This window comes from Phyllobacterium sp. 0TCS1.6A (assembly GCF_026420825.1).
Classification (GTDB): domain Bacteria; phylum Pseudomonadota; class Alphaproteobacteria; order Rhizobiales; family Rhizobiaceae; genus Phyllobacterium.
On record NZ_JAPMAB010000003.1, the window covers coordinates 436,913 to 456,660 of the forward strand.

Genomic DNA, 19,748 nt, shown 5'->3' on the forward strand with positions numbered 1-19,748 from the left:
TTTTCACCAATTTAAATGTTCAATAACATAATAACATTTGATCATATGCGCGCAAACATTTTATTCTTTCTTCATCAGCATTTTTTGACATGAGTAGCTCAAATGACACTGCGCCTTCGAATTGCACTGCGTGACTGGGACTACATGACGCCGCTGGTTTTGGGCGACGTCTCTTCCGACAAGCTCGACCTGAAGGTCAATCGCATCGGCACGCTGGTCTCACATGTCGGCAAGGACCCCGATCACGACGCGGCCGAAATGTCGTTCAGCCGCTATACGCAGCTGCGTCACGATGGTGATGACAGCGTGGTGGGCATCCCCAACTTCATCATGCGCGGTTTCCGCCATCGCTGCATCATGACGCTGGCCGGCAGCGACATCACCACACTCGGCCAGCTTAAGGGAAAACGCATCGGCGTGACCGGCTGGCGCGACAGTGGCAACACCTGGACGCGTGCCGCAATCCGTCGCGAAGGCGTCGAGGTCAAGGATGCCATGTGGTATGCTGGTCGTCTGACGGAGGCGCATCCGATCACCGACCGTCTGGATGGCTTTGGCCAGCCCGGTCTCATCGAGGCCTGCCCCGGCGAGCGCCCGATGGTCGAACTACTGCGCGACGGCGGACTGGATGCGATCTTCACGCCGTTCATGCCGAACGGCTATTTCGAGCCGGGATCGCCTTTTCGTCAGGTCCTGTCGGATTTTCGTTCGGAAGAACGCAGCTATTTCGATGAAGTCGGTTATGTTCCCGGTATGCACCTGATAGGCATCAAGGCCGAGATCGTCGCCGAAAACCCGTGGGTGATCGCCGAAGTCAGCCGCCTGATCGATGCGTCGCAGAAGCTGTGGACCGAGAAGCGCCGCAAATATGCCGAAACCACACCGTGGATGTTCGACGAAGTGCTGAAGACCTCGCGTGAACTGCCCAAGGGCTGGGATGCCAGCGGCTTTGCCGTCAACCGCAAGATGATTGACGATTTTGCCGGGGAACTGCATGCGCAGGGCATCATGAAACGCCACATGACGCCGGAAGAACTGTTTGCATACGACACCGATGGCTGTCGTATCGGCTGATCGGACGGCTGAACCTTAGTCTCAAGAAACGCAGTTTGTGTAAAACAAGGGGAATGACATGTCGCAAAAGAAATCCACTGCTCTCAGTTTGGTCGGCGTCGCGCTCGCAAGCATCGCCTTCACAAGCACCGCCAGCGCTGAGGACGCTTCCATTAAACTGGAGGTGATCAAGGAGCTGCACGATCGCCTGCCGGAAGAGATCAAATCTGCGGGCAAGATGACCTCCGTCAACAACGGCTCCTTTCCGCCCTATGAAATTGTTAACGGCACAGAAATGACCGGTGCCAGCGCCGATCTCACCGACGCTCTCGGACAGGTTCTAGGTGTTAAGATCGATCATGCCACCGTCGGCGGCCTGCCGGCGCTGTTGGCCGGCGTCAACGCCGGCCGTTATCAGTTCGCCTTCGGACCGATCGGCGACTACAAGGATCGCGAAGCAGCAAGCGACTTTGTGGATTGGGTACAGGAATTCGTCGTCTTCGCCACCCTCAAGGGTAATCCCAAGGGCATTAGTTCGCTGGACACGTCCTGCGGCCAGCGCATCTCGGTCATGGCTGGCGGATCTGCCGAGCGGGTGATCAAAGCACAGTCGGACAAGTGCAAGACTGACGGCAAGGAGCCCGTGGAAGTGCAGTCCTATACCGACCAGCCCGCATCGATCCTGGCCGTCCGTTCCAAGCGCGCGGATGCCTTCTTCTCCTCGCTGGCGCCGCTGACCTACTTCGTCACCCAGGCAAACGGCCAGCTGGAGCTGAACGGCGTTGGACAGAAGAATGGTTTTGGCGACATTTTTCAGGGTGCCGTCGTGCCGAAAGGCTCGCCGCTTGGCCCGCTGTTCATAGATGCGATCAAAGTGCTCATGGACAATGGCACCTATGCCGCAATCATGAAAAAGTGGGGTCTTGAGAACAACATGATCGAGCAGCCAGGGCTCAATCTCGGCGGACAGCTTCCCAAATGAGCACCAGCAACACCAACTACAATGAGGCCTCTTCGGGGGCTTCGGACTTTCGCGACGTGAAGACGGCGCACACGCCTTTCCGGAGTGGTCTTCTCGTCCTCCGCATCGTGATTGCATTAATCGTTATCGACTTCGGCTGGATCATTGCCACTAACGAAAACTTCGGCTGGCCGATTGTGGCCCAGTATTTCTTCGATCCGACCGTTTTAAGTGGCCTTTACGTCAGCCTTGGCCTAACCGTCATTGCGATGGTGCTGGGCGTTGCCCTTGGCCTGGTGATCGCCATCATGCGCATGTCGGACGACCGGCTGGCGAGCGGTTTTGCCTCATTGTTCATCTGGTTCTTCCGCGGCACGCCGCTCCTGGTCCAGCTGATCTTCTGGTACAACATGTCGACGCTTTTTCCGGAGGTCTCGATTTCCATTCCCTTCGGTCCGACGCTGGCAAGCTGGGACACGAACTCGTTGATTACACCGATGACCGCCGCGATCGTGGGTCTGGCACTGAACGAAGCGGCTTATATGGCAGAAGTCATCCGCGGTGGCCTTTTGTCGGTTGATCGCGGACAGGCGGAAACGGCGCAGGCATTCGGCATGACCAAGGCGCGCGCGCTTCGCCGCATCATCATTCCGCAGGCGATGCGCTCCATCGTACCGCCGACTGGAAACCAGCTGATCAGCATGATCAAGGCGACCTCGATCGTCAGCGTCATCGCCATGGCCGATCTGCTCTATTCGGTGCAGTCGATTTATAACCGCACCTTCGAGATCATCCCAATGCTGCTGGTTGCCGTCCTCTGGTACCTGCTAATCACCTCGGTGCTCAACATCGGCCAGAGCTATATTGAAGCCTACTACGGCCGCAGCGATCGTCGTAACGGCGCAACGCAGAAGCCTGCCGCTGTCGCAGAGGAGGCAAGCCATTGACCATCGTCTCCAACGTCAAGCCACTCGTTCAGGCCCGTAACGTCCACAAGTCCTTCGATCATCTCGAAGTGCTGAAAGGGATTGACCTCGACATCATGCCGGGGGAAGTTGTCGCGGTTCTGGGCCCATCCGGCTCGGGAAAATCGACCTTCCTGCGCTGTATCAACCATCTCGAGACCATCCAGCAGGGATATATCGAGGTGGATGGCGAGCAGATCGGCTACCGGGTGAAGAAAGACAGGCTGGAAAAGCTCTCCGAAAACGGTATTGCCAAGCAGCGCCGCAAGATCGGCATGGTGTTCCAGTCGTTCAACCTCTACCCGCACATGACCGTGCTGCAGAACATCATCGAAGCGCCGGTCGGCGTTCATGGTGAAACCCGTAAAGACGCCATTGAAAACGCCAAAGGCCTACTGGAGCGGGTCGGCCTGTCGGAAAAGGCCAACGCCTATCCTCGCCAGCTGTCCGGTGGCCAGCAACAGCGTGTTGCGATTGCGCGCGCTCTGGCGATCAAGCCGAAACTCATGCTGTTCGACGAACCGACCTCGGCACTCGATCCGGAACTTGTCGGTGAGGTACTGGCGACAATGCGGGATCTGGCAAAGCAGGGTCTCACCATGATTGTCGTCACTCACGAGATCAGTTTTGCCCGCGAGGCCGCCGACCGGGTGGTGTTCATGGATGGCGGCGTGGTCGTCGAACAGGGTAAGCCGGAGGACGTCATCGGCAACCCGCAGCATCCGCGCACGCAGGCCTTCCTGTCGCGTTTCCTATAAAATATCCCCTCAACTAGCCCCGGCCAAAAGGCCGGGGTCTTTTGTTCGATTTCAAAAAAGTCCGGATAAGCCATGCCAAGCCAAAACAATCTCCCGAAAGACAACCTCTATGCCCGCGTTGCCGATTTCGCTTCCATGGAAGCCGACCTGAAGGCGACCCGCCAGCATCTGCACGCCCACCCGGAACTCTCGTTCGAAGAAACCGAGACCGCCCGTTACGTAGCCGACAAGCTCGAGGCCTGGGGCTACGACGTCACCCGCAATGTCGGTGGGTACGGGGTCGTGGCAGTTCTGAAGAACGGCAACGGCACGAAGAGCATCGGCATCCGCGCCGACATGGATGCGCTGCCGATCGAAGAAGAAACCGGCGCGCCTTACGCCAGCACCGTGCCGGGCAAGATGCATGCCTGTGGCCATGACGGCCACACGACCATGCTGCTTGGCGCTGCCGAATATCTGGCTCGCACCAAGCGTTTTAATGGCACCGTGACGTTGATCTTCCAACCTGCCGAAGAGGCCGGCAAGGTCAGCGGCGCGCAGCACATGATCGCCGACGGTCTGTTCGAACGTTTTCCGATCGACGCCATTTTTGGCCTGCATAACCATCCGGGCATGGCGGCCGGCGCGCTCCTGACCCGCTCCGGCCCGATCATGGCAGCCGGTGATACCGTCAAGATCACCATCATCGGCAAGGGGGGGCATGCCTCGCGCCCGCACCTGACGATCGATCCCGTGCTGGTCGCCTGCAATCTCGTGATGACACTGCAGTCGATCGTCTCGCGCAATGTCGACCCAACCCAGACGGCGGTCGTCACAGTCAGCACCATCCATGCAGGTGAAGCCTCGAACGTTATCGCCAACACGGCAAAGATCTCGATGAGCGTTCGCTCTTTCGATCCGGCGATCCGCACGTTCCTGGAGGAGCGCATCCGCAAGCTGGCGGCAAGTGTTGCCGAGGGCCATGGCGCAACCGCAGAGATCGACTACGAGCACGGGTATCCGGTCGTGGTGAACTCGGAAAAGGAAACCGCCTTTGCGCGCGAAGTGGCCGAAGAACTGATAGGCACCGGGAACGTTTCGACCTGTCCACTTTTACCTGGCAGCGAGGATTTCGCCTATTTTCTCGAACACCGTCCCGGCAGCTTCCTGCGGCTCGGAAATGGCAAGGACTCGGCCATCCTGCATTCGTCGAAATACGATTTTAACGACGGCAGCCTGACCACTGGCGCGGCCATGTGGGCGCGTCTGGCAGAGCGTTATCTCGACCTATGAAGCCCTTTGACAACAAAGCATGCCTCCCTGTCGTGACTTGCTGATTGAGTGCATCACGGACTTCGTTGCGCTTGCTTGTGCATGATCGTGCGGCCGCTATCGACGGACCTAGGCCGTCCTGCAGGCGAGCAATCCTGCTGCAGGCGGTTATTCCGTAGCCAGAGCTTGTGCGGAGCGCTGCTCAGAAAGCGACGAGTTCAGCGACCTCCACCGGCAGTCCGGTCTGAAATGAACGGTTGGCAGCAAGCCCGGTCAGTATCGACATTGCGCCGTCACGATAACCGGCCGCGTAGGCGTCGCCGGAATTCGAACTCCCAAAAATATCCGCCAGCATCCGGTTGTCACCACCACCGTGGCCACCTTCGCCCATCACCACAGGCACGACGCGTGGTTCGCCATGCAGGGGAAAGTGGTAGAGTTGGATGCCTTTTGCTGCTCCTTCCTTATCGGACGATCCACCGGCGTTGATGTAGGATGTTTCGCGAACCATCAGCTCGATCCGCCCCTCCGAGCCATTAAAGGCGACATTGAAACCCTCCCATGGGGCATAGGTGTTCAGCGAATAGGTCATGACAGCGCGGTTCTGATACCGGACCATGACCTGCATCGTATCCTCAATGCTGATGCCATCGCCAAAAACATTCTGGTCGCGCTGGTAGCCATCTTCATGCTCTGCGTCCCAATAAAGCGCCTTGTGGATCGGGCTTGCTGTCAGATCGATGGCGAACGGGTCGGTCTTTGCAGTCTCCACTGCGGTCGTCCGGGTATAAGGAGTGAAGATCCCGCGCCCCTCGGCATTGGCGCGACCGTAGAAGCGAAGATCGCCCATGCCGAAGACGGTCTGTGGCTGGCTCTGCAGCCAGAAATTCACAAGATCGAAGTGATGGGTGGATTTGTGCACCATCAGCCCGCCGCTGTTGCGCTTGTCGCGATGCCAGCGGCGGTAATAGTCCGCCCCGTGCCGGGTATCCAACAGCCATTCGAAGTGAACCGAAAATACCTCCCCGATACCGCCCGAAGCAATGATTTCATGCACGGCGGCATTATGCGGTGCGTATCGGTAGTTGAATGTTACCCGGACCGAACGCCCGGTCCTCTTCGCGGTGTCCACGATCTGCTGGCACTTGCTGACATCCGTGGTCATCGGTTTTTCGGTGATGACATCGCATCCGGCCTCGAGCGCGGCGATGATATAGATGTGGTGCGTTCGGTCGATCGAGGTGACGATGGCCACATCGGCACCGGTCTCTTCCAGCATCCGACTGAAGTCTTCAGCCTTGTAAGTAGGTAACTTCGCCAGGCTGAATTCATCGACGAGAACCTTGTTGGTGTAGTCCATTCGTGTCTGGTTGGTGTCGCAAAGTGCCACCAGTTCGCCGTGGTCACGGTAGTTGCGAGCAATGGCTTCGTAGAACATCCGGGCGCGGGCGCCGGTGCCGACAAGGACGTATTTCTTGCGCATGTATATCTCCTGTTCTTGTGCACGACCGCTCGATCCGATCGGCATGTCGATCCGGCTGAACTCTGAGGTCCGTGGCCATTGTTCCGGTAAGCAGCAGGTTCGCACTAGCGGGGCACGGTGTTGCCTTCGGTATCGAAGAAGTGACAATTCGCGGTACCGAGCCGCAGCGGAACGATGTCACCTGGACGGCACGATAGCTGACCGGCGAGAACAACTGTCATCGTATCCGCCTGGAACGACGGGCGAACGTGCAGGACAGTGCTTCCGCCGAGATGCTCGACCAGCTCGACATACGCATCGCCAATCGATTGTCCCGGGCCTTCGCCAATTTCGAGATGCTCCGGGCGAACGCCCAGCGTCAATTGCTCGCCCTTGACCTGCCGGCAAGCTTCGATCCGCATGCCGTTCAACAAGATGCCTGTGTTGTCGGCAATTTGTACCGTTATGAAGTTCATCTTCGGCGACCCGATGAATCCGGCAACGAACTGGTTGGCTGGATTATTGTACAGTTCGAGTGGAGAGCCCGCCTGCATGACCTTTCCTGCCCGCAGAACCACGATCTGGTCGGCCATGGTCATCGCTTCGACTTGGTCGTGAGTGACATAGATCATGGTATTTCCCAAACGCTCATGCAGCTTGGTGATTTCCACCCGCATCTGTACACGCAACTCGGCATCAAGGTTGGACAGCGGTTCGTCGAACAGGAAGATCCTTGGATCACGTACGATCGAGCGGCCGATGGCGACGCGCTGCCGCTGACCGCCCGATAGTGCCTTGGGCTTGCGTTGCAGGTAATCGGTTATCTGCAGTGTCGCAGCGGCAGCGTGGACACGACGATCAATCTCGTCTCGCTTGTAGCCGGCCGTTTCCAGTCCGAATGCGAGGTTTTTGTAGACTGTCATGTGTGGATAAAGCGCGTAGGACTGAAAAACCATCGCAATGCCGCGTTTGGACGCGGCAACATCGTTCATCCGCTCTCCGTCGATGAGCAGATCACCGTCCGAGATGGTTTCGAGCCCGGCGATCATGCGCAGCAGTGTGGACTTGCCGCAGCCGGAAGGTCCGACAAACACGGTGAAGGCACCCGGCTTGATCTTGAGGTCGATACCCCGGATCACTTCATGGGTCCCGTATCGCTTTTCCACATTGTTCAGATTGATTGTCGTTACCATTCGCATTTCCAAGTTTCAGCCGCAACGGGCTGGCCAGAGGGTGTCAGCGCTTCATGCCGGTCGTTGCGATGCCTTCGATCAACAGGCGCTGGAAGAACAGGAAGATCAGGAAGATCGGCACCAGAGACAGGACCGACATTGCGAAAAGTTCATTCCAGCTGGATGTCCCGCTCGAGTCGATGAAGGATCGCAAGCCGAGTTGAACCGTGTAGTTGCGCATCTCGCTGACGTAGATCAGGGGGCCGAAGAAGTCCTCCCAGGTCCAGATGAAGGAAAAAATGGCTGCAGTCGCCAGGACCGGCATCGAAAGTGGCAGAATGATCTTCCAGTAGATGCGCCATGCGCTGCATCCGTCCATCCGTGCCGCCTCGTCCAGCTCACGCGGAATTCCACGGAAGAATTGCACCATCAAGAAGACGAAAAAGCCATCGACAGCGAAGTATTTAGGAAGGATCAGTGGCCACCACGTATTCACCAGATCGACGCCGCGAAACAGCACATATTGCGGGATCAGGGTGACATGATAGGGCAGCATCAGGGTGCCGAGCATCAGTGCGAACCAGAACGTCTGGCCCCTGAACTTCAGCCGCGCGAATGCGTAAGCCACAAGCGATGCCGTCAGAACGTTTCCGATCGTCGCAAGCACCGAGATGATGAGCGAATTGAGGAAGAAGTGTCCGAAATCGATCTGCAAGCCGAACCACCCGTCCGGATAAGCTTGCACGGTCACCTGTGATGGGATCAGTCCAGCGTCGTTGCCGAAGAGCTCGGATGCCGGCCGAAGAGAGCCGGACAGCATCCAGAGGATCGGATAGATCATCACGAAGCAGATGGCGATCAGGGCGACATGTCGGATCGTACCCGTCAATCGCGGACGCGCGGGCCCGCGCCCCGGCATGTGCTGCAAGGCATCAGTCATCGTAATGCACCCAGTACTTGGTGGTCAGAAAGGAAATGGCGGTAAACACGGCGATGATCGCGACCAGTACCCAGGCCAGTGCGGAGGCATAGCCCATCCGGAAATAGCTGAATCCTTCCTGATAGAGATAAAGCGTGTAGAAAAGCGTTGAGTTGATCGGTCCACCCGATCCACCGGAGATCACGAAGGCCGGCGTGAATGCCTTGAAGGCTTCGATGACCTGGATCACGAGATTGAAGAAGATGACCGGCGACAACAACGGCAAGGTGATGCGCCAGAACTGCCGCGCTGGCGATGCCCCGTCCAGACTTGCCGCCTCATACATGTCAGTCGGAATCTGCCGCAGGCCAGCCAGAAAGATGATCATCGGCGAGCCAAATTGCCACACTGACAGAACGACCAGCGTATAGATGGAGTAGTTCGGATTGGAGATCCAGCTCGGCCCGACGATCCCGAATTGAGCCAGAATGCTGTTGACTAGACCGTCGGCTGCAAAAAGCTGACGCCATAGCACCGCGATCGCGACCGAAGTACCCAATAGCGAGGGCAGATAGAAGATGGCACGATAGACAGGCAGCCCGCGCATGCCGCGGTTCAATATCATTGCCACGGCCAGCGCAAATGTCAGCTTGAGGGGGACAGAAAGTATCACATAGATCAGCGTCACCTTCATGGATGCGGCGAATTTGGGATCGGCGGTCACCATGCGGACGTAGTTCTGCGCGCCAATGAACTCCGGAACTGTCAACAGATCGAACCGCGTGAACGACAGGTAAAGTGAAGCGAGTGCCGGCCCCAATGTCAGGCAGAAAAAGCCGATCAGCCAAGGCGACAGAAAAAGATATCCGGCCCCGTTTCTTCTGATTGCGGTCATGAGGCGGCTGTCTCGCCCACTCACAATCTGGGCGCTGGAAAGGTCTTTCACGGCCATTCGTCATGCTCGCTGCAGAATGGCGGCGGCTTCGTCTACCAGATTAGCTCCGGCCTGCTCGGGGCTGACCGCCTCGAACGAGGCCTCCTGACTGATGCGGATGAGGACGTCGTTAATTTCCCCCGCGCCGCGCGGCGGAGTCGGGGGGAGGGGTCCAACCAGCGGAGTAATATTGGAGACGAGTTCGACTACCTTGCGGGCAGCCGAGTTGAGCTCGGACATGATGGCTTGGCGGATCACAGGAGACGCGGGTACGCCCCGATCAAGGCCGAGAATCTTCGCCCCTTCGGGCTCAGCGATAAGGAAGTTGATCAGCCGCGCCGTTGCTTCCGGGCTCTTTGAACTCGAGGAAATGGCAAACAATTGCGAAGGCTTCAGGTACTGACCGGGCTTTCCGCCTTCCTGAATGGGGGTGCCGGTCGCCGAAAGCTCGAACTGGAGGAGATTCTGGTAGCCTTCAAACTGATTTGAGTGCGCAAAATCGGTTGCCGACCGGCCGTTCACTATCGGCGACGTTTCAGGCGATTGCTTGTATAGCGCTTGCACGTCCGCCGCGACACAGCTGTTCGCCTTACGCAGCTCCGCCCAGTAAGCAAACCAGCGTCCCGCGTCCGCAGCATCATAGGCGAGTGTTCCATCAGGATTGTACAGCGCCTTGCCCTGCGTCCGAAGCCAGATTTCAAAGAGGCTTTCCTGGTAGCTTCCGTCGGCCGTGGCGCTCAGTCGGTTGTTCTGATTGCCTTTGCTAAAGGCTTCGCATTTCTCGGCAAAGCCGTCCCATGTCGTTTTTAGGCTGGGCGGTTCGACGCCAGCTTCCTCCCAGGCCTTGCTGTTGAAGATAACCGAAAACGCGTTCACACCTACATTGCCGCCGTAAAGCTTCCCGTCGACGGAGCAGTTGTCCAGGTTAACCTGTCCAAAATCCCCCAGCTTAAGCTGCTTGCCGAGGTACTCGTCCAATGGTCGGATCGCACCACGACGCGCGTATTCGAACATGTAGCGATAGTCCATCTGGATGAAGTCAGGTGCATTGCTTCCAGCAACCTGGGTCGCAATACGTGCCCAGTAATCATCCCAGCCCATGAATTCGGCATTTATGGCAATGTCCGGATTCGTCTGACGGAACAGATCGATCGCGGCATTCGTTCGACGCGCCCGCTCGTCGCCACCCCACCAAATCATTCGGATGTTGCTAGTCTCCTGCGCAAAAGCATGCGTACGGGAAAACAGCGAAAGGCCTGCAGCGGCCAACCCGGCGCTGAGAAAATGTCGCCGACCAAGATGGTTTATGTTCATGTCATCCTCCCGAGACGATATGTATTTTGTCGGCCATGCCGGACAAGACGGATCGCGCGAGCCCAGTCTCTCCCCAGGGCCGGCACCACTTGCAGGTGAAAGACTAGCTTGTCAAAGCCATACGAACAAATATAATATTTCGGCAGTATCATAAAAATCCTTTATGGCTGTGGGAGGTCAAATGGATAAGGCTCTGCAACAATTCATGGCTGTGGCAGAGGCAGGTTCATTCATGGCGGCGGCAGAGACCTTGCATGTGTCCCAGCCTGCGCTCAGTTATAATCTGAAACGTCTCGAGCAGTCTCTGGGCGTTGAATTGTTTCGCCGGTCGGCACGCGGGGTGCAATTGACGCCCTATGGAGAGACCCTCTACAGCAGTGCCGTCTTCATGTACCGCCTGCACACGAACGCACTCGCTACCATCGCAAGACAGAAGGCCGAGCTGGAAGAGGGCATCAGCATTGGAACCGGATATTCGACATGGATTCTGCTTCTCAAGGATTTTGTGATCGAGCACCACAACGCGCATCCTGCAGCGCCCATAAACGTCAGCATTGGCAATATGATGCGTTGCATGGATCAGCTTATGGCCGGAGATCTTTCGCTTTTCCTCGGACATCGCATCGAACGCCTTCGGCCGGGCCTTGAGGTAGATTTCATTCCATTGGGACTTGCAACCGACGGCTATTTCGTTCGCGAGGGGCACCCGCTTCTCAATGGTGCACGTACCGTCGATGAGGTGCGGGACTATCCGACCACTATGGCCAATCCGACCGACATTCGACAGAAGCGTTTGATTTCTGGTGATGTGGAGGAAGAGCTCGACGGGACCGGCCACGCATTTGCCTGCAACTCAATGGATGCCTGTCTGGAGTTCGTGCGCCATACGGATTCGGTGTTGATCCACAGTGATGTCTTGCGACATTACTTCGCACAAAATGGCCTGCGTGAGGTCGAGATCGACGCCAGCAGCGACCGGCGTCACGCCGTGATGGGTATCTACGTTCTTCCAGAGCGTCGGACAATACCACAGGTCAAGGCGCTAATTGCTTCAATAGCAGCTCGCGTCGAAGCCTTGGCGCTGTTCCCACCATTGCCCGAAACCTGAGCGGGGGCAGTATGATCAGAATTGGTATTTTCCCATGACCAGCGATGAAGCGTTAGCCAGCCCGGGCGATACTATCGCCGGAACTGCGAACGATGACAATCTGCAAGGGGCGCTGGTCACGATTGGATCTCCGGCTATGGCGGCAATGATACGCTTGATGGGGCCGCTGGCGTGGACCGCATGAACGGCGGTCTGGGTGATGATCACCTAAACGGTGGCGATGACATTGACTATATGCTTGGCGGTCTTGGCCGGGATCACATGTATGGTGGTCTTGGCGATGATTATCTTGATGGTGGAGACGGTACGCAATTCAGCGACTATGGCGATTGGATCTATGGTGGTGCCGGTGACGATGAAATCGATGGTCGGTATGGCGAGAACCACCTGAGCGGGGGTGATGGGAACGACTTCATTTCCGCCGGATGGAGCGGGAGTGATACAAACTGGGTTGATGCGGGTGCGGGTAATGACCGTGTTTATAGCGGACATGGCGATGATCGGATCCGTGGCGGCGAAGGCAATGACTCTTTGGAGAGCCAGAGGGGAGTTGATCGGATAAGCGGTGGTGCTGGCAATGACGGTCTCTGGGGTGGCGCAGACAATGAGTTCGGCGGTGATGGCGATGACGTGATCATTGGCGAAGGTGGCAGCGATGTCATGGATGGAGGCAGTGGTCCAATTTTCTTGCCTATGCTACTGCAGAAGCTGGCGTGAGCGTCAATCTCGCCACCGGCGAGAATTCGGACGGAGATATTTTTTCCAACTTTCAGAATCTTCCCGGCAGTCTTCATAACGACGTTTTGACCGGCGATGCCGGAAACAACGTCTTGGACGGCAATGAAGGCCACGATGTCCTCACCGGCAATTCAGGTGCCGATCCCTTCCGCTTCGACTCTGCCCACCAAGGCTCTCAGAGCGGTGAAGAACCCCCTGCGGACACCGTCACAGATTTTAGCTCGATAGAGGGCGACATTTTTGATCTGAGCTGGATCGATGCAGATACCACGGTGGATGGCAATCAGGCATTTCATTTTATCGGTGGCGGCAATTTCAGCAACACTGCCGGCGAATTGCGGGTAGTTGCGAATGCAACACCCCAGGATCATGTGCAGATCGAGGACGATATCGATGGCGACGGTATAGGCGATCTGATTGTTCTGGTGCAGGGCGATGTGAATCATGACTGGACGGCCGACGACTTCATAATGTGATGGCATCTTAAGAAACAAAGGTCAGACGAAGGACTGTCACGTTCGCAGCGGGGCTACGGAACACCGTCAAGGATAACGAAGACAAAACGTCTATCGATCTGAACAAAAGATTCGAGCCCGGTATCGAGACGCCATGGCCGACGGTCCATATCCCCTCAAGACCTTTTCAGTACTCCCGACTATCAGCAGTGACATCGCACACCTCTGGGAGCAGCAACCGCTCGTCACGACTGTCGAAATTAGCTGTTGCCGGAAATTCAGCATTGACATATCGGGAAATATCGATATTTATAAGGGATGGACTTGCTCGAAATATTCAAAGCACTCTCAAACCGTACCCGGCTGGAAATCGTGCGGGGATTGAGGGATCCCGTGAAGAACTTCCCTCCGCAGGACGAAGGGGACGTTCATGCGGTGGGTGTCTGTGTGAGCAGCATTCAAGAAGGTGTCGGCCTCTCGCAGTCAACGGTGTCCGACTACCTAGCAACACTACAACGGGCCGGTCTGGTGGAAGTCAGGCGCATCGGTCAATGGACTTACTACAAGCGCAACGAAGGGACCATCAAGGCGCTAGCCGAGATCATTGGGAAAGACCTGTGATCATTTACCTTATAATATCGAGAAATCCCAATATAGCGTTTTCCAGAAACGAGGATCTACTATGAAGGCGATGATACTAAAATCTTTCGGTGGCCCGGAAGCATTCGAGCTTACCGAGGTACCAAAGCCTGTTCCGCAGGCAGGGCAGGTGCTGGTGCGCGTACACGCTACATCGATCAACCCGTTGGATTACCAGGTTCGCCGCGGCGACTATCGCGACTACGTTCCACTTCCGGCCATCACAGGTCACGATGTGTCCGGGGTTGTCGAAGCCGTGGGACCCGGCGTGACGAGCTTTTCTCCGGGAGACGAAGTCTGGTACACGCCGCAAATTTTTGACGGGCCGGGAAGCTACGCCGAATACCACGTCGCAAACGAAACCATCATCGGCCGGAAGCCCGCCTCGCTGAGCCATCTGGAAGCGGCAAGTCTGAGCCTTGTTGGCGGGACGGCATGGGAGGCCCTGGTCGGACGTGCGGCCCTGAGAGTGGGAGAAAGCGTCCTGATTCATGGTGGGGCTGGAGGGGTCGGTCACGTCGCCATTCAGGTCGCCAAGGCCATCGGCGCGCAGGTGTTTACGACCGTGCGCGAAGACAATTTCGAATTCGCACGAAGCGTTGGCGCGGACGTGGTCATCGACTACAGGAACGATAATTATATCGACGTCATAATGCAGGAAACGAACGGCCGCGGCGTCGACGTCGTGTTCGACACCATTGGTGGGGATACGCTGTCGCGCAGCCCGGACGTGCTCGCGCAACTTGGTCGCATTGTCACGATCGTGGACATCGCCCAGCCACAGAACCTGATCGAAGCCTGGGGCAAGAACGCCAGCATCCATTTCGTCTTCACAAGACAGAACCGCGGCAAGCTCGACGAGCTCAGCACCCTGGTGGACCGTGGTCAACTGCGGCCGCATGTCGGGGCTGTCTATGCGCTGGCTGACCTGCCTCTCGCGCATGCACTGCTCGAGACCCGGGACAATGGTGTCCGGGGAAAGATCGTGATCGCGGTCGAACCATCGGCCGGCACGAAGCGCAGCGATTCATAAGCGCTCTAACCACTTTGAAGGTGCAACCATGATTTACGAGATCGCTCAACTGCCCGTACACGCGGAGCATACCGACAGGTTCAGACAAGCATTCGCAGAAGTCGTTCCGTTGCTTAGCCGCGCAGAGGGTTACCGCGGCCACATTCTGGCCAAAGGGATCGAAAGGCCGGAAATATTCAACTTGATCGTACGATGGCGCTCGCTCGAGGATCACACCCCGGGCTTTGAAACGAGCGAAGACCACCAGGTCTTCATGAGAGGCATACAGGAATATTTTTCGGAAGAACCGAAGGTCTATCATCTCGAAGGCGGAGCATTCGCCGCAAGCGAAAATGATGATTTCAACACAGCCGTTTAGTGTGGGCAAGATGCCGGTAACCGTCGCCGACCCGATGCGCGATGGCACTGCGCAACTTTTCAATTAGCGCTGCGGCCATCTCAGGCGTGGCGTGGGCTGTGCGGAGTGTCTTGCTTAGGGCGGGAAAAGCTCAAGTTCCTCAGCCGGGCATCCATTGCTTACTCGGCGATCCCGGCTGTGCAAAACGGTAGAATATCCACTGCTTGGTTGTCCGTAGACTGCCGTAGCAATCTATCGTACGTGTCGTCTGCCCTCGTGCTTTCGTCTCCGCGGACCGCCTCAAGTGACAAGTCGGCGGAGACGGCGCGATGTGGTGTTGGCGCACAGAAGTATCAGCCGATTGTTCCTATCGTCTGCACTCGCGCCGATCAGGATCCCGCCTGCAGCGGTCCCAGCGCGCGCGGTCGGCCATGACCTGAGCGTTTCTTGCAATCTCTTGCGTCAATCGGGTCTGCTCGAGCGACTGCCGTTGCGCGTTGTCGCGCCGCGCCTGTTGTTCCAGCATGCAGTTTGTATAAGTCCGAGACCCGTAGGTTGCCCCAAAGCTCTGGCAGGTATTCGCGTCCCTGTACTGCCGTTCTTCCGCCGACACACACGCTGATAGAGCGAGGCCAACGAGGGCGATGGAGAGGATGATTGCCGCGGGCCGACGATCGTCAATGGAAGGGCGTTGCAGCATTCTGTTGATCTCCTTTCGAGAATGAGCACTGGCGGTTCGTTGACGACGCGAGTGAGGCAAAGCGACGCCCCGCGGCCGCCATGACCAGCCAGAACCCACAGAGCAGGAGAAGCTTGCGGCAACATTGTCTGAGTTTGGAAGATGCTTAGGCGCAGCCGCAATGAACACGACAGAGGCGTTCTTGCCTACCCGGCGAACACGTTCACGCGTCCCGTGGTACGGGCCTTTACTGACTTCGTTATGCTGTGTCTGAATGAAATTGAGGGAATAATAGGGAGCAGAGACAGAATTGCTCCCTCTGCTCATTTGCGAAAGCACAGTTTGAACCGCAGGAAGCTTAAACTGTGACTCCTGAGACGAAGAGGACTTTGGCTGTCACCACATTGCGCCTTTCGGCATTATACAGGGCTATCGTTGCACGCGGTGCCCAGCGGACGCTTCGGATCATCAGTCTCGCGCCAATGCTTCGATGGGGTCTAGTTTCGCCGCTTTGCGCGCCGGAAGCAAGCCGAAGACAACCCCGATCATGGTCGAACAGGCGAAGGCCGTTATGATGGACCTGGAAGAAAAGATCATTTTGAAGTCGGGGCTCAGCAAATCGAATAAAGCACCGATCCCGAGGGCGAGCATGACACCCATGAACCCGCCCACAAGGCAGACCAGAACGGCCTCGATCAGGAACTGGGATAGGACGTCGCTGCGGCGCGCGCCGATGGCGACACGCACCCCGATCTCCTTGGTGCGCTCGGTCACGGACACGAGCATGATGTTCATCACTCCGATGCCACCGACGATCAGCGATATCACCGCAACTGACGAAATCAGCAGCGTCAGGGTTTCTGTAGTGGTCTCGATGGTCTCGCGGATGGTCGCCGAATTGGTGAGGAAAAAGTCCTTCGCACCGTGCCGCCGCTCGATAAGGTGTGAAATCGCCGCCTCGACATTGCCCGGGTCGACATCGTCGCTGATGCGAACGGTGATGCCATCAACGTTCGGGCGACCCAGCATGCGCCCCATGACGGTCGTGTAGGGCACGTAGACAGTCAGTGCATCCACCGCCGGTCCGAGGGAGTTCTCCTGTTCCGTTACGCCCACGACCCTCGCTGGCATCGTGCCGAGAAGGATCACCTGCCCCACGGGATTGATCCGATCGGGAAACAGGTCGCGCGAGGCATTCGCGTCGATCACAACGTTCTGGCTGTAGCTCGTGACATCCTGGGCATCGAAGGCCTCTCCATGTGCTAACTCGAGGCCTCGTGCGCGGAAGAAGTCCGCGCCGACCCCAGTGACCGTTGCATTGACGGCCACGGCGGCGCGTTTGACCGTCATGCTGGTCGCCACCGTGGGCGTCACGCTGTCGACGTAGGGCTGTTTCGCCAGCGCATCAGCGTCGGCGGGCACCAGGGTCCGTATTCGCCCCACTTCCAGATCGCCGAAGCCCTTCCCAGCCCGCACCTCGATCGTATTGGTGCCGAGCGAACTGATACTGTTAAGTATCTGCTGCTGCGAGCCAGCGCCCAGAGCCGAGATCGCGGCCACCGCGGCGATACCGATGATGATGCCGAGCATGGTCAGTAGCGAGCGCATCTTATGAGCCAAGATTGCAGCCACGGCCATGCGAAGGGCTTCGGTCAGCCGATCGATGACGCCGCGCCAGCCAGCGTCGGGCTCCCATTCACGGTTCGGACGTGCCGTCGCGGCAGGCTGGGGTACGTTGCGCGCGTCGGAAATGATAACGCCGTCGCTGATCTCTACAACCCGATCGGTATGGTCGGCGATCTTTTGGTCGTGAGTGACCAGGATGATGGTGTGCCCCTCGGCGTGAAGCTCGCGCAGGATATTCATAACCTCGGCGCCGTTGTGCGAGTCCAGGGCTCCGGTCGGCTCATCGGCTAGAATTATCTCGCCGCCGTTCATCAGGGCGCGGGCGATAGACACCCGCTGCTGCTGGCCGCCCGACAGCTTTCCGGGGATATTGCCTGTCCGTTCGGCCAAACCCAGCCGGGTCAGCAAACCGATGGCCCGCCTGTGACGGTCGGATCGGCGGCGTCCGGCATAGACGGCGGGCACCTCGACATTGGCGGCCGCGCTGAGGTCGCCAAGCAGATGATACCGTTGGAAGATGAAGCCGAACCGCTCGCGGCGTAGCGCTGCCAGTTGGTCGGCGCCCATCTTCGACGTCTCATGACCTTCAATCCAGTAGCTACCAGTCGTCGGACGATCGAGACATCCAAGGATATTCATAAGGGTTGACTTGCCGGAGCCCGATGCGCCAATGATGGCCATCATCTCGCCAGCCTGGACGTCTAGGTCGACATCCTTTAACACCTGCACCATATCGTCGCCTGCGGGGAAAGCGCGGGATACCCCGCGTATGCGGATCAGTGGCTCGGTCATAGCTTGCGCCCTACCGCTTTGCTGCGGCCAGTTGAGCCTGGCCATCTGTGCGTTCGTCCGTAGATGATCCCAGGACGATCGTCTCGCCAGCCCGAAGACCGCTAAGGATCTGGATATCAGCACCGTTGTCGATGCCGACCGTAACCTGCCGGATCTGTACTTCGCCTCTCGCGTCGCGCACCCGAACACGCGCATTGTCGCCAGCCCGCGGTGCACCCTCGACCGCGCTCAAGGGAACCAACACGGCACCGCTGACGCGGCTGAGGACAATGGATACCTGCGCCGTCATCGAAGGCCGCAGAACTCCGTCCGTATTCGCGACGTCGATTAGTCCGGTATAGTAGACGGCGCCATTGGTTGAGCCACGCCCGTTCGCGGCATTGCCCTCGTTGGCAATGGAGGCCGGTGCCGGCTCCACCTCGCGCAGTTCACCATCGAAACGACGCTGTGGGTCGCCAAGAATGCTGAACCAGACAGGCAAGCCCCGCCGTACACGCACGACATCGGCTTCGGAGATATCCGCACGCACCGTCATTGTGTCCAATCGCGCGATCATGACGATGGTCGGCGCCGTCTGCAGGGCGTTTACAGTTTGACCTTGGTCAGTGACGACCGCAACCACGGTCCCGGCGATTGGAGCGGTGATGCTGGTATAGCCCAGTTCTACACCTGCGGACTCCAGCGCGACCTGTGCTTGGCTGATCTGAGCGTCTAGCGCCTGGACCTCCGCCTTGGCGTTGTCTAGCGTAGCGACGGCAGCGTCATAATGGGCGCGTGGCGTCGAACCGCTTGCCAGCATCTCGCGCTGGCGCTCGAAATCTTTCTCGGCCTTCACCAGATCGGCCATGCGCGCGGCGTGGACGGCGCGGATGTTGTCCAGGGCGGCCTCCCGGTCCCGCAAGGTGTTGCGCTGGGTCTGGGAATCGATCTCGGCCACCAACTGGCCAGCCTCGACGACGTCGCCGATCCTGACTGCCAGTCGCTCAATGCGGCCGGAGGCTTGGGCGCCGACACGTACCAGTTCCAGTGGTTCCAGAATCCCAGTCGCCAGCACGACCTCCTCAATGTCGCCGGTTCGCGCCTGCGATGTCACAAGTTCAGGTTTCGCCGGCGGACGCAGAAGCAGGAACCAGACGATCAGCAGGCCGACAAGTGTCGCCGCCGCCAGAATCAGACGCTTGCGGGTAATGTGTCGTGTCATCAGCCGACGATCCCCATTCCCGTCGCGATCCCGAGCCAGCGAGGTGCCACCGGTCGGAACCCGAAGGGGCGCAGGGTCTGTATCCGCGGGCCATAAGTTGCAGCGAAAGCGCCGACACAGACAAAACCTTTTGCCGTCGAACCAACGATCGCCAGGATAACAGGTACGTTGCAGGGCAGAAGTCTTATCAGCAGGCCGAATGAAACAAGAAACAGTGCATATGCGACGAGTCCAATCAGTATTTCTGGACAGCCGGTTCGTTGCCATCGATGATCTGTGATCATTATCAACCCCAAATATGATAAAGCTGCGCCTCGCGGTTGCAGCTCACTGCAAACGCGCAAGACGGCG

At 57.9% G+C, this 19,748-nt stretch carries 19 protein-coding genes and 1 pseudogene; 12 read left to right on the forward strand and 8 right to left on the reverse strand.

The annotated features are described in order from the left end of the window. Positions 1–102 precede the first annotated feature (102 nt). The 5 genes from OSJ75_RS10325 (at position 103) to OSJ75_RS10345 (ending at position 5,009) form a co-directional block, all read left to right on the forward strand. Positions 103–1,074, forward strand: a complete 972-nt coding sequence (locus tag OSJ75_RS10325; protein ID WP_267227895.1) for a nitrate ABC transporter substrate-binding protein — start codon at positions 103–105, stop codon at positions 1,072–1,074. A gap of 58 nt (positions 1,075–1,132) precedes the next feature. Further along, positions 1,133–2,035 carry an ABC transporter substrate-binding protein gene (locus OSJ75_RS10330; RefSeq protein WP_267227896.1) on the forward strand — a complete coding sequence of 301 codons (903 nt, stop codon included), beginning with the start codon at positions 1,133–1,135 and terminating at the stop codon, positions 2,033–2,035. Continuing rightward, the gene (locus OSJ75_RS10335; protein ID WP_267227897.1) at positions 2,032–2,961 is read left to right on the forward strand and encodes an amino acid ABC transporter permease; all 930 of its coding nucleotides are present in this window, start codon (positions 2,032–2,034) and stop codon (positions 2,959–2,961) included. Before OSJ75_RS10330 ends, OSJ75_RS10335 begins: the two co-directional genes overlap by 4 nt. After that, positions 2,958–3,737 (forward strand): amino acid ABC transporter ATP-binding protein, encoded by a 780-nt coding sequence (locus tag OSJ75_RS10340; protein ID WP_267227898.1) that lies wholly within the window; start codon positions 2,958–2,960, stop codon positions 3,735–3,737. Before OSJ75_RS10335 ends, OSJ75_RS10340 begins: the two co-directional genes overlap by 4 nt. Positions 3,738–3,809: 72 nt before the next feature. Beyond that, positions 3,810–5,009, forward strand: coding sequence for a M20 aminoacylase family protein (locus tag OSJ75_RS10345; protein WP_267227899.1), 1,200 nt, complete (start codon positions 3,810–3,812; stop codon positions 5,007–5,009). A gap of 181 nt (positions 5,010–5,190) precedes the next feature. On the opposite strand, the gene OSJ75_RS10350 is transcribed toward OSJ75_RS10345, so the two are convergent. From OSJ75_RS10350 to OSJ75_RS10370, 5 genes are all read right to left on the reverse strand, one after another. Continuing rightward, the gene (locus OSJ75_RS10350) at positions 5,191–6,471 is read right to left on the reverse strand and encodes a Gfo/Idh/MocA family oxidoreductase (RefSeq protein ID WP_267227900.1); all 1,281 of its coding nucleotides are present in this window, start codon (positions 6,469–6,471) and stop codon (positions 5,191–5,193) included. Between the two features lie 104 nt (positions 6,472–6,575). Continuing rightward, positions 6,576–7,643, reverse strand: a complete 1,068-nt coding sequence (locus OSJ75_RS10355; protein ID WP_267227901.1) for an ABC transporter ATP-binding protein — start codon at positions 7,641–7,643, stop codon at positions 6,576–6,578. Positions 7,644–7,686: 43 nt separating this feature from the next. Beyond that, a complete protein-coding gene (locus OSJ75_RS10360; protein WP_416362543.1) occupies positions 7,687–8,562 on the reverse strand; it encodes a carbohydrate ABC transporter permease in 876 nt (291 codons plus the stop codon). After that, the gene (locus OSJ75_RS10365; RefSeq protein WP_267228051.1) at positions 8,555–9,436 is read right to left on the reverse strand and encodes a carbohydrate ABC transporter permease; all 882 of its coding nucleotides are present in this window, start codon (positions 9,434–9,436) and stop codon (positions 8,555–8,557) included. The genes OSJ75_RS10360 and OSJ75_RS10365 overlap by 8 nt, the downstream gene beginning before the upstream one ends. 60 nt (positions 9,437–9,496) lie before the next feature. Then, the gene (locus OSJ75_RS10370; protein ID WP_267227902.1) at positions 9,497–10,789 is read right to left on the reverse strand and encodes an ABC transporter substrate-binding protein; all 1,293 of its coding nucleotides are present in this window, start codon (positions 10,787–10,789) and stop codon (positions 9,497–9,499) included. Positions 10,790–10,970: 181 nt separating this feature from the next. On the opposite strand from OSJ75_RS10370, the gene OSJ75_RS10375 reads away from it, so the two are divergent. From OSJ75_RS10375 to OSJ75_RS10405, 7 genes and pseudogenes are all read left to right on the forward strand, one after another. After that, positions 10,971–11,897: a LysR family transcriptional regulator gene (locus OSJ75_RS10375; RefSeq protein ID WP_267227904.1), complete on the forward strand. Its 927-nt coding sequence runs from the start codon at positions 10,971–10,973 to the stop codon at positions 11,895–11,897. A gap of 120 nt (positions 11,898–12,017) precedes the next feature. Next, positions 12,018–12,095 (forward strand): annotated as a pseudogene (locus OSJ75_RS10380) (hypothetical protein); the annotation flags it as partial. Next, positions 12,078–12,614, forward strand: a complete 537-nt coding sequence (locus tag OSJ75_RS10385) for a calcium-binding protein (RefSeq protein WP_267228052.1) — start codon at positions 12,078–12,080, stop codon at positions 12,612–12,614. The pseudogene OSJ75_RS10380 and the gene OSJ75_RS10385, both read left to right, overlap by 18 nt. Beyond that, positions 12,611–13,111 (forward strand): hypothetical protein, encoded by a 501-nt coding sequence (locus OSJ75_RS10390; protein WP_267227905.1) that lies wholly within the window; start codon positions 12,611–12,613, stop codon positions 13,109–13,111. The genes OSJ75_RS10385 and OSJ75_RS10390 overlap by 4 nt, the downstream gene beginning before the upstream one ends. A 297-nt stretch (positions 13,112–13,408) precedes the next feature. Beyond that, positions 13,409–13,711 (forward strand): ArsR/SmtB family transcription factor, encoded by a 303-nt coding sequence (locus OSJ75_RS10395; RefSeq protein WP_267227906.1) that lies wholly within the window; start codon positions 13,409–13,411, stop codon positions 13,709–13,711. A gap of 61 nt (positions 13,712–13,772) precedes the next feature. Next, positions 13,773–14,762: a zinc-dependent alcohol dehydrogenase family protein gene (locus OSJ75_RS10400; RefSeq protein ID WP_267227907.1), complete on the forward strand. Its 990-nt coding sequence runs from the start codon at positions 13,773–13,775 to the stop codon at positions 14,760–14,762. A 28-nt stretch (positions 14,763–14,790) separates the two neighbouring features. Further along, positions 14,791–15,120: an antibiotic biosynthesis monooxygenase family protein gene (locus OSJ75_RS10405; protein WP_267227908.1), complete on the forward strand. Its 330-nt coding sequence runs from the start codon at positions 14,791–14,793 to the stop codon at positions 15,118–15,120. 1,126 nt (positions 15,121–16,246) lie between these two features. On the opposite strand, the gene OSJ75_RS10410 is transcribed toward OSJ75_RS10405, so the two are convergent. From OSJ75_RS10410 to OSJ75_RS10420, 3 genes are read right to left on the reverse strand one after another with little or no spacing between them, the layout of a single operon-like run. Next, a complete protein-coding gene (locus OSJ75_RS10410; protein ID WP_267227909.1) occupies positions 16,247–18,196 on the reverse strand; it encodes a MacB family efflux pump subunit in 1,950 nt (649 codons plus the stop codon). A 10-nt stretch (positions 18,197–18,206) separates the two neighbouring features. Next, on the reverse strand, positions 18,207–19,397 hold the full coding sequence (locus OSJ75_RS10415) for an efflux RND transporter periplasmic adaptor subunit (RefSeq protein WP_267227910.1): 1,191 nt from the start codon (positions 19,395–19,397) through the stop codon (positions 18,207–18,209). Beyond that, positions 19,397–19,681 carry a hypothetical protein gene (locus OSJ75_RS10420; protein ID WP_267227911.1) on the reverse strand — a complete coding sequence of 95 codons (285 nt, stop codon included), beginning with the start codon at positions 19,679–19,681 and terminating at the stop codon, positions 19,397–19,399. The genes OSJ75_RS10415 and OSJ75_RS10420 overlap by 1 nt, the downstream gene beginning before the upstream one ends. Positions 19,682–19,748: the final 67 nt, after the last annotated feature.

Bases quoted from the DNA above. Each gene is read 5' to 3' on its own strand.
- OSJ75_RS10395 (WP_267227906.1), top strand. From the start codon at position 13,409: ATGGACTTGCTCGAAATATTCAAAGCACTCTCAAACCGTACCCGGCTG.
- OSJ75_RS10355 (WP_267227901.1), bottom strand. From the start codon at position 7,643: ATGGTAACGACAATCAATCTGAACAATGTGGAAAAGCGATACGGGACC.
- OSJ75_RS10345 (WP_267227899.1), top strand. From the start codon at position 3,810: ATGCCAAGCCAAAACAATCTCCCGAAAGACAACCTCTATGCCCGCGTT.
- OSJ75_RS10365 (WP_267228051.1), bottom strand. From the start codon at position 9,436: ATGACCGCAATCAGAAGAAACGGGGCCGGATATCTTTTTCTGTCGCCT.
- OSJ75_RS10360 (WP_416362543.1), bottom strand. From the start codon at position 8,562: ATGACTGATGCCTTGCAGCACATGCCGGGGCGCGGGCCCGCGCGTCCG.
- OSJ75_RS10415 (WP_267227910.1), bottom strand. From the start codon at position 19,397: ATGACACGACACATTACCCGCAAGCGTCTGATTCTGGCGGCGGCGACA.
- OSJ75_RS10405 (WP_267227908.1), top strand. From the start codon at position 14,791: ATGATTTACGAGATCGCTCAACTGCCCGTACACGCGGAGCATACCGAC.
- OSJ75_RS10350 (WP_267227900.1), bottom strand. From the start codon at position 6,471: ATGCGCAAGAAATACGTCCTTGTCGGCACCGGCGCCCGCGCCCGGATG.
- OSJ75_RS10400 (WP_267227907.1), top strand. From the start codon at position 13,773: ATGAAGGCGATGATACTAAAATCTTTCGGTGGCCCGGAAGCATTCGAG.
- OSJ75_RS10375 (WP_267227904.1), top strand. From the start codon at position 10,971: ATGGATAAGGCTCTGCAACAATTCATGGCTGTGGCAGAGGCAGGTTCA.
- OSJ75_RS10330 (WP_267227896.1), top strand. From the start codon at position 1,133: ATGTCGCAAAAGAAATCCACTGCTCTCAGTTTGGTCGGCGTCGCGCTC.
- OSJ75_RS10325 (WP_267227895.1), top strand. From the start codon at position 103: ATGACACTGCGCCTTCGAATTGCACTGCGTGACTGGGACTACATGACG.
- OSJ75_RS10370 (WP_267227902.1), bottom strand. From the start codon at position 10,789: ATGAACATAAACCATCTTGGTCGGCGACATTTTCTCAGCGCCGGGTTG.
- OSJ75_RS10385 (WP_267228052.1), top strand. From the start codon at position 12,078: ATGAACGGCGGTCTGGGTGATGATCACCTAAACGGTGGCGATGACATT.
- OSJ75_RS10410 (WP_267227909.1), bottom strand. From the start codon at position 18,196: ATGACCGAGCCACTGATCCGCATACGCGGGGTATCCCGCGCTTTCCCC.
- OSJ75_RS10335 (WP_267227897.1), top strand. From the start codon at position 2,032: ATGAGCACCAGCAACACCAACTACAATGAGGCCTCTTCGGGGGCTTCG.
- OSJ75_RS10420 (WP_267227911.1), bottom strand. From the start codon at position 19,681: ATGATCACAGATCATCGATGGCAACGAACCGGCTGTCCAGAAATACTG.